Source organism: Halomonas sp. G11 (assembly GCF_001663515.1).
In the GTDB taxonomy this organism is placed as follows: Bacteria; Pseudomonadota; Gammaproteobacteria; order Pseudomonadales; family Halomonadaceae; genus Vreelandella.
Map to the genome: position 1 here is coordinate 264,168 of NZ_LYXG01000001.1, position 7,927 is coordinate 272,094.

At 59.8% G+C, this 7,927-nt stretch carries 6 protein-coding genes; all 6 read left to right on the plus strand.

The genetic code is table 11. The features are described from left to right. The first annotated feature begins 68 nt into the window (after nucleotides 1-68). The 6 genes from speB (at nucleotide 69) to ADS46_RS01165 (ending at nucleotide 7,750) form a co-directional block, all read left to right on the plus strand. Entirely contained in the window at nucleotides 69-1,019 is a 951-nt protein-coding gene (speB, locus tag ADS46_RS01140) for an agmatinase (protein WP_066315095.1), read from the plus strand. Nucleotides 1,020-1,151: 132 nt separating this feature from the next. Continuing rightward, the gene (locus ADS46_RS01145; protein WP_066315098.1) at nucleotides 1,152-2,531 is read left to right on the plus strand and encodes a YjiH family protein; all 1,380 of its coding nucleotides are present in this window, start codon (nucleotides 1,152-1,154) and stop codon (nucleotides 2,529-2,531) included. A gap of 10 nt (nucleotides 2,532-2,541) precedes the next feature. Further along, a complete protein-coding gene (locus ADS46_RS01150; protein WP_066315100.1) occupies nucleotides 2,542-4,212 on the plus strand; it encodes a 5-guanidino-2-oxopentanoate decarboxylase in 1,671 nt (556 codons plus the stop codon). Further along, entirely contained in the window at nucleotides 4,202-5,512 is a 1,311-nt protein-coding gene (locus tag ADS46_RS01155) for a purine-cytosine permease family protein (protein ID WP_066315102.1), read from the plus strand. Before ADS46_RS01150 ends, ADS46_RS01155 begins: the two co-directional genes overlap by 11 nt. Then, complete coding sequence (locus tag ADS46_RS01160; RefSeq protein WP_066315104.1) at nucleotides 5,509-6,243, plus strand: MBL fold metallo-hydrolase; 735 nt, start codon at nucleotides 5,509-5,511, stop codon at nucleotides 6,241-6,243. Before ADS46_RS01155 ends, ADS46_RS01160 begins: the two co-directional genes overlap by 4 nt. 13 nt (nucleotides 6,244-6,256) lie before the next feature. Further along, nucleotides 6,257-7,750: an aldehyde dehydrogenase family protein gene (locus ADS46_RS01165; protein ID WP_234346738.1), complete on the plus strand. Its 1,494-nt coding sequence runs from the start codon at nucleotides 6,257-6,259 to the stop codon at nucleotides 7,748-7,750. The last annotated feature ends 177 nt before the right edge of the window (nucleotides 7,751-7,927 follow it).

A 7,927-nucleotide genomic window follows, 5' to 3' on the forward strand; every position in this document is an offset into this window, starting at 1 on the left:
AGTATTCAGCAGTAGTGAGCAGTAGTCAGGCCGGATATGGCGCAACCAACAACAAGCTGGAGATGAGTATGTCGGACTTTAATCAGCCGCTGGGCGGCAACAGCATGCCGCGCTTTGCCGGCCCCGCGACCATGATGCGCCTGCCCACGCAGGAAACGGCTCAGGGGTTGGACGCGGCCTTTATCGGCATTCCCATGGATATTGGCACCTCGAACCGCCCCGGCACACGCCTCGGGCCGCGCCAGATTCGCGATGAGTCGCGCATGCTGCGCCCCTATAACATGGCGACCCGCGCGGCGCCCTTCGAAAGCCTGCAGGTGGCGGACATTGGTGACGTCCCCATCAATACGTTTCACCTGCCGAAAAGCGTCGACATCATTACCGCGTTTTACGACGAGGTGCTCAAGCATGACTGTATTCCGCTGACCCTTGGCGGCGAACATACGCTGACGCTGCCGATACTGCGGTCCATTGCCAAGAAACATGGCCCGGTAGGGCTGATCCACGTCGATGCCCACGCCGATGTGAACGAGCACATGTTTGGCGAGCCGATTGCCCATGGCACGCCGTTTCGTCGTGCCCAGGAAGAGGGGCTGCTGGCCGCCAACAAGGTCGTGCAGATTGGCCTGCGGGGGACGGGATACGCGGCGGAAGATTTCGACTGGTGTCGAGATCAGGGCTTTCGTGTCGTTCAGGCGGAGGATTGCTGGTACCGCTCGCTGGCGCCGTTGATGAAGGAAGTGCGCGAGCAGATGGGCGATATCCCGGTGTACATCAGCTTTGATATTGACGCCCTGGACCCCTCGGTTGCCCCCGGTACGGGCACGGTGGAAATGGGCGGCCTGACGTCTTCCCAGGGCCTGGAAATCGTTCGTGGTGCGGCAGGCCTGAACATTATCGGCGGCGATCTGGTGGAAGTGTCGCCGCCCTATGACCCCAGCGGCAACACCGCGCTAATGGGGGCCACGTTGTTGTATGAAATGCTCTGCGTACTGCCGGGCGTGAAACGCGGCAGTTAATCAGATGATGGCATTACAAAGCGCCGGTGTAACAAGGCGCGATCCATAAATAGACAAGGTAAGAAGCGGTGCTGGCCACCGCTTCAGAAATCGCCAGCTCACCTCCAATAAACCTTCAATACAGGTGAACCCATGTCCTCGCATGTGCAGCTAGACGAGCCAAGCGCCGATGAGCCGATCCAACGGCGTCATCTCATCAAATTCTTAATTCCCTCCTTAATCGGGGTACTGTTGTTCTTGGTGCCCTTTCAAGTGGGCGACACCATTAACATCGGCATGGGCCTGATGGCCGATGGGCTGCAAACCCTGCTGGGAGCGGCCTTGCCTGCGATCGCCACGGTGGTCTTGTGCTTCTCGGTCGTGGCCACGCTTTACGCTAAACTGGTGAATCCTGCCTGGGCGAAATCGGGCGTGCTGAACGAAATGTTTCACGTCGGGCCGGTATGGTTGGGTATGCGCATCCTGGGCGCGCTCTTTGCCTTGATGACGTTTTTTCAGGTAGGCCCCGAATTCGTCACCGCATCGTTTACCGGTGGGGTGATGCTCAACGATCTGGCGCCGGTGCTGCTGACTTTCTTCTTCTTTGCCGCGCTGCTGCTGCCGTTTCTGGTGGAATTCGGCTTTATGGAGTTTATCGGCAGCCTGGTGCGCAAGCCGTTCCGGGTGATCTTCAATCTTCCGGGACGCAGCGCCATCGATGCCACCGCGTCGTGGATGGGGTCGGGTACCGTCGGTGTACTGATTACCACGCAACAGTATGAGCAGGGCTACTATAACGGCCGCGAAGCCTCGGTGATTGCCTCCAACTTTTCGGTGGTCTCGATTGCCTTTGCGCTGCTCGTGACCAGCTTCGTGGATATCAACCACCTGTTTGTGCAGTTTTATTTCACGGTGGTGGTTTCGGGGTTAATTGCTGCGGTGATCGTGCCGCGCTTGCCGCCGCTGTCCCGCAAAGCCAATGATTACTATGAGCCGGTAGGGTGCCAGATCAGCGAAAAACCCACCGCTAAAATAGGTCTGTTGCGCTACAGCCTGCTGCAAGCCACGCGCCGTGCCGCCGGTGCGCCGGGGCCCAGGGAACTGGCGAAGCTGGCGTTGCTTAACGTCATGGATATCTTCCTCGCACTGCTGCCCCTGGTGTTTGCCATCGGCACGGTCGCACTGATTCTGGCGGAATTTACCCCGCTGTTTACCTGGCTCTCCTACCCCATGGTCCCGGTGCTGGAGCTGCTGCGGATTCCCGAGGCAGAAGCGGCGGCACCTGCGACGCTGGTCGGCTTTGCCGATATGTTCCTGCCAGCGGTACTGGCGACCAATATCGAAAGCGAACTGACCCGCTTCGTGATTGCCTGCCTGTCGCTCACTCAGTTGATCTATATGTCGGAAATCGGCGCGCTGCTGCTCAAGTCGAAGATCCCTATCAAGCTCTGGGAACTGGCGGCGATCTTCCTGCTGCGTACCGCCATTACGCTGCCGATCATTGCCTTTATGGCCCACGCGTTTTTCTTCTAAGGGGCCTGCAATGAACGCTGACGCAACCAGCAATCAATCAACCAGTCCAGCATCCCTGACCTGCGCCGAGCTACTGATCCGTTTGCTGCGCGATACCTACGGTGTCAGCACACTGTTCGGTATTCCCGGCGTGCACACCGTGGAGCTGTATCGCGGGCTGGAAGGCAGCGATGTGCAGCATATTACCCCGCGCCATGAACAGGGTGCGGGGTTTATGGCCGACGGCTATGCCCGGGCCAGCGGCAAGCCGGGCGTTTGCCTGATTATCACCGGGCCGGGGATGACCAATATGGCCACCGCCATGGGCCAGGCCCTGGCGGACTCCATTCCCATGCTGGTGATCTCAAGCGTGAACCGTCGCGATACGCTGGGTATGCGCCAAGGGCGGCTGCACGAGCTGCCCAGCCAGCAGCAGATGATCAGCGGTGTGGCACGCTTCAGCCATACGCTGCTGGACGCCAACACGCTGCCCGAGGTGCTGGCCCGTGCTTTTGCCATTTTCAACGGCGCGCGGCCTGGCCCGGTGCACATTGAAATCCCCATCGACCTCTTCAACGCGCCGGTAGACGCACCGTCTTCCTGGCAGGCGCCCACGCTTTACCGGGCCGCGCCCGACCCAGACGGGCTTGCCGAGGCCGCTCGGCTGTTAAAGGCGGCGAAGCAGCCCTTGGTGCTACTGGGCGGTGGTTGCGTATCGGCGCCCGAAGCGGCGCGGGCATTGGTAGAACAGCTGGATGCGCCCACGGTCACGACCATCAACGCCAAAGGCCTGTTGGGCCGTGACCACCCGCTGGATTTAGGCGCGAACGCCGCGTTGCCTGCGGTACGCGAGCTGGCGGCCAACGCCGATGTGATTTTGGCGGTGGGTACCGAACTGGGTGAGACCGACTACGACGTGGTGTTTGACGGTGGTTTCCACCTTAATGGCACGCTGATCCGTATCGATCTGGAACCTGAACAACTGGTGCGTAACCAGCGCGTCACGCTGGGTCTGGTGGGGGACGCTGGGCGTAGCCTTGAGTTGTTGCTCGGTCACTTTCCCGATTCATTGCAACGCCAGGGAACTGAACGAACCGCCTCGGCGTTAAGCGCGTTGAACCTGGTCAAGGATCCCGCCTTTAGCGATTTTGTGCCGCTTTATACAACGCTTGCCGAGCACCTGCCTGACGCCATTCTGGTGGGCGATTCCACCGCGCCGGTGTATGCCGGTAATCACCTGGTGAGCCAGCCCGCACCACGGCGTTACTTCAACGCCTCAACGGGCTACGGCACCCTGGGCTATGGGCTACCGGCGGCGCTGGGTGCCCAGTTGGGTCGCCCCGATCTACCGGTGGTGGCCTTGGTAGGCGATGGCGGGGTGATGTTTACCCTCTCCGAGATCGCAACAGCGGTAGAAGAGCGCCTGCCAATCGTCATCGTGCTCTGGCACAACGCCGGTTATGAAGAGATTCGTCGCTATATGGATGCCAACGGTGTTGCCCGGCTGGGCGTGGATATTCAGGCGCCGAACTTTCTCACTCTGGCCGAAGGCTTTGGTTGCCCGGGTGTGCTGGTAGAAAGCCCCGCCGAGTTTGCTAAAGCGCTCGCCAACCACGAAGCGAACGGGCCGTTACTGATCGAAATAAACGCCGCAGCATGGCAAAGAAACCTGATTGAAACAGGAGATAACAATGAAAAGTAATCATGTATTGGGCCAGGATACGCTGTCGGCTGACGACGTAGAGCATAGCCTCGGGCTGCCTGGCACCTTCGCGCTGTGGCTGGGCGCCAACGTCGTTGTCACCACGATTTTAACCGGTATGTTTCTGGTGCCGGACTTAACCTTTCAGCATGCCATGTTGCTGATCGCGGTAGGCTCGGCGATCGGCATTATTCCGCTGGTGTTGATCGGGGTCATGGGTCAGCGCACCGGGATGACGACCATGGTGCTGGCGCGGGGTACCTTCGGTAGAAAAGGCGCCAACTTTCCTGCCTGGGTAAACCTGCTGGCGCTGATTGCGTGGAGCTGGATCCAGGCGCTCTTGGCGGGCATGAGCCTCGACTACGCGGTGGAGAGCCTGACGGGATACTCCAATGTGGCGCTGTTTACGGTGCTGTGCGAATCCCTGGTGGTGCTTATCGCCCTTCGCGGACACTTGGGTATCGAGAAGGTCGAGAAGATCGCGGCGTTGCTAATGGTCGGGCTATCGGCAGTGGTGCTGTTTGCGCTCAATCGCCATTACGACCTGCCGAGCATTACCCAACTGGAGCCTGAAGGCGTGCTGGGCGGTGGTGTGATTTTCGATATCGTCGTGGCCACTGCTTTTTCCTGGATACCGCTTGCGGCGGACTATAATCGCCACTGCCGTACATTGAAGGCAGCGGTTGTCGGTACCTGGGGCGGCTATGTGACGGCCACCCTGATTGCCATGGGGCTGGGCGCCACGGTCTCGGCGCTATCCATCGCCGAAGGCATGGAGCAGACCTACGATCCCACGGCCCTGCTGAGCGGTTTCGGGTTTGGGCTACCGGCGGCGCTGGTGATTTTCTTTTCGGTGCTGACGACGAACGTCATGTGTGTCTACAGCGCGACGCTTTCATTCATGAGCGTGCGGCCCAAGGTGCCGTTCTGGAAGCCAGCGTTGATCATTGGCGTCGTGTCCGTGATCGGTGCTCTGATCCCCGGTATTCTCGATCAGTTCCAGACGTTTCTACTGATCATTGGCAGCGTCTTTATTCCCGCCTTTTCACTGATGATCGTCGACTACTTCCTGCTGGGTCGCCAGCGCTACACCTCGGCTCAACTGATTCAACAGGCCGATAGCCTGCCTGCATTTAACTGGCTGGCGTTGGGCAGCTATGCGGTGGGGGCGCTTTTGGCCTACTACTGGAACTGGGTGGCACCGCTGGACTTTGGGGCCTCGCTACCCGTGTTTGTGATTACCGGCGCGCTTTATTACGTTGTCAGTAAAGTGGCCATCACTAGGCGAGCAGCGGCATGAGCTTAACGCGCATTAACGAGCAGCATTGGTACCGTACCGCCGCCAAGGCGGACGGTATTACCCTGATCGACGAGCCGTGGATCAAGCCGTTTTATCGCTGCAATATCTGGCATGTCCAGGGCAGCGGGCGCGGCATGGTGGTGGATTTTGGTCTGGGTGCCATACCTTTGCGCCAGCAGGTCGCGCTGCTTAGCCAGCGTGACCTGCTGGCGGTGGCCAGCCATACCCATTTTGACCATATCGGCGCGGCCCACGAATTCGACTGCTGTCATGTGCATCGGGCTGAGGCAGACATTCTGAATTCGCCGGATAATACACGCACCCTGGCAGCGCAGTTTCTCAGCGACGACATGTTCGAAGCGCTACCGCCCGAGCCCTATTCCCACGAACGCTACCGCATTACCGCGCCGCAGATGGTGTGCCCATTAGAGGATGGCGAGATATTGGATTTGGGCAATCGACAGTGGGAAGTGATTCATACCCCGGGGCATTCCCCTGGCGGTATCGCTTTGTGGGAAGCGGCCACCCAAACGCTGATCTCGGGCGACCTGATTTACGATGGTCCGTTGATTGAAGACCTGTGGCACAGCGACCTCACCGACTATGCCGCCAGTATGCGACGGCTTAGAGAGCTGCCGGTGCGCACGGTGCACGGCGGACACTTCCCCAGTTTTAGCGGCCAGCATCTCAAGCAACTTATCGATGATTGGCTTCGCCAACACGACCTTTAAAGGAGTCACCACGGTGTCTACGTCTTCAAGCGCGGAACACGCTTCGCTGTCAGATAGCCTGATTCTCGATCACCAGTTCATCAACAACCAATGGGTCGCCTCCCAGGGTACCCGCCTGCTCGACGTGATGAATCCTTACCGCGAAGAACGCATTGCCCAGGTGACCGCGGGGGATGCGGCGGATGTCGATGCTGCCGTCGACGCCGCCCAGCAGGCGCAGCCCGGCTGGCAGGCGCTCGGCGGTGCCGCACGGGCGGCGTTCCTGGAAAAGTTCGCCGACGCGCTGGAAGCCCGCCGGGATTCGATCCTCACGCTTTCGGCGACCAACAACGGTAAACCGCTGGCGGAAGCAGGGATCGATCTTGACGATGCGATTGCCTGCTATCGCTACTACGCCGGGCAGGCCAGGGCGCTGGATGCCCGCCAGGGCGAGTTGGTCAGCGTGGAAATGGAGGGTGTTGAAGCCCGCTGTTACCACGACCCTGTCGGCGTGGTAGGGCTGATTGCCCCGTGGAATTTCCCGCTGGTGACCAGCGCCTGGAAGCTGGCCCCCGCTTTGGCTGCGGGCTGTACCGCCGTGCTCAAACCCTCGGAAGTCACGCCGCTCCCCGAGCGGGTGCAGGCAGAAATTGCTCTGGAAATCGGTCTGCCCGCGGGCGTGCTGAATATTCTCAACGGCGACGGCGAGGGCATCGGCGCGCCGCTGACTCACCATCCCGATGTGGACAAAATTTCCTTTACCGGTAGTAATCGGGTGGGCGAGGCGGTGATGAAGGCCGCAGCCAACCGCTCCGCTAACGTATCGCTGGAGCTGGGCGGAAAATCCCCCGTTCTGGTGATGGAAGACGCTGACCCCGCTCAGGCCGCTGATTGGGTGATGGCAGGCATCTACTTCAACGCCGGGCAAATCTGTTCCGCGACCTCGCGTTTATTGGTGCATAAAGATATAGCGGAAGCGCTCTACGCTGCCCTTGCCGAACGGATGGATGCGCTGACATTGGGCGACCCGCTGGCGGAAGGCACCGACTTAGGCCCGATGACCAGCGCCAAGCAGCGCGACGCGGTTCAGGGCTATCTGAACCTGGCCGAACAGGAAGGCCTGAAGGCAGTGCGCGACGGGCGGCACCGCACACTGCCAACGAAGGGCTACTTCCTGGCACCAACCCTCTACCGGGATGTGCCGGTGGATAGCCGCCTGTGGAAAGAAGAAATTTTTGGCCCTGTGCTCTGTGCACGTAGCGTGGCAAGCGAAGCTGAAGCCATCCAACTTGCCAACGACAGCGACTACGGCCTGGCGGCCACCGTCATCAGCGGCGACCCCGAGCGCGCCAAACGCATCGGCCGCAAGCTCAAAGCCGGTAGCATCTGGTACAACAGCGAGCAGTTGGTGCTCCCCGAAACCGGCTGGGGCGGCTTCAAACGCAGCGGCATCGGCCGCGAACTCGGCCCTTGGGGGCTCAGTGCCTATCTCGAAGTGAAGCATGTGGTGGGGCCAAAAGAAGAGTAATGGCTAAGGAGAATCAAGGAGGAAGATTAAAAACAGCCCTTGAAACGGGTTATTTGTAAGCCATTTCTTACACATGTAAGAGATCGCTGTGACTTGCTCTCAAAGGGTTGTGCTTCATTTCTGGCTCGCTATTCTGATCGTCTTTATTAGTAGTTGACGATCCGGGGAGCGGCATGA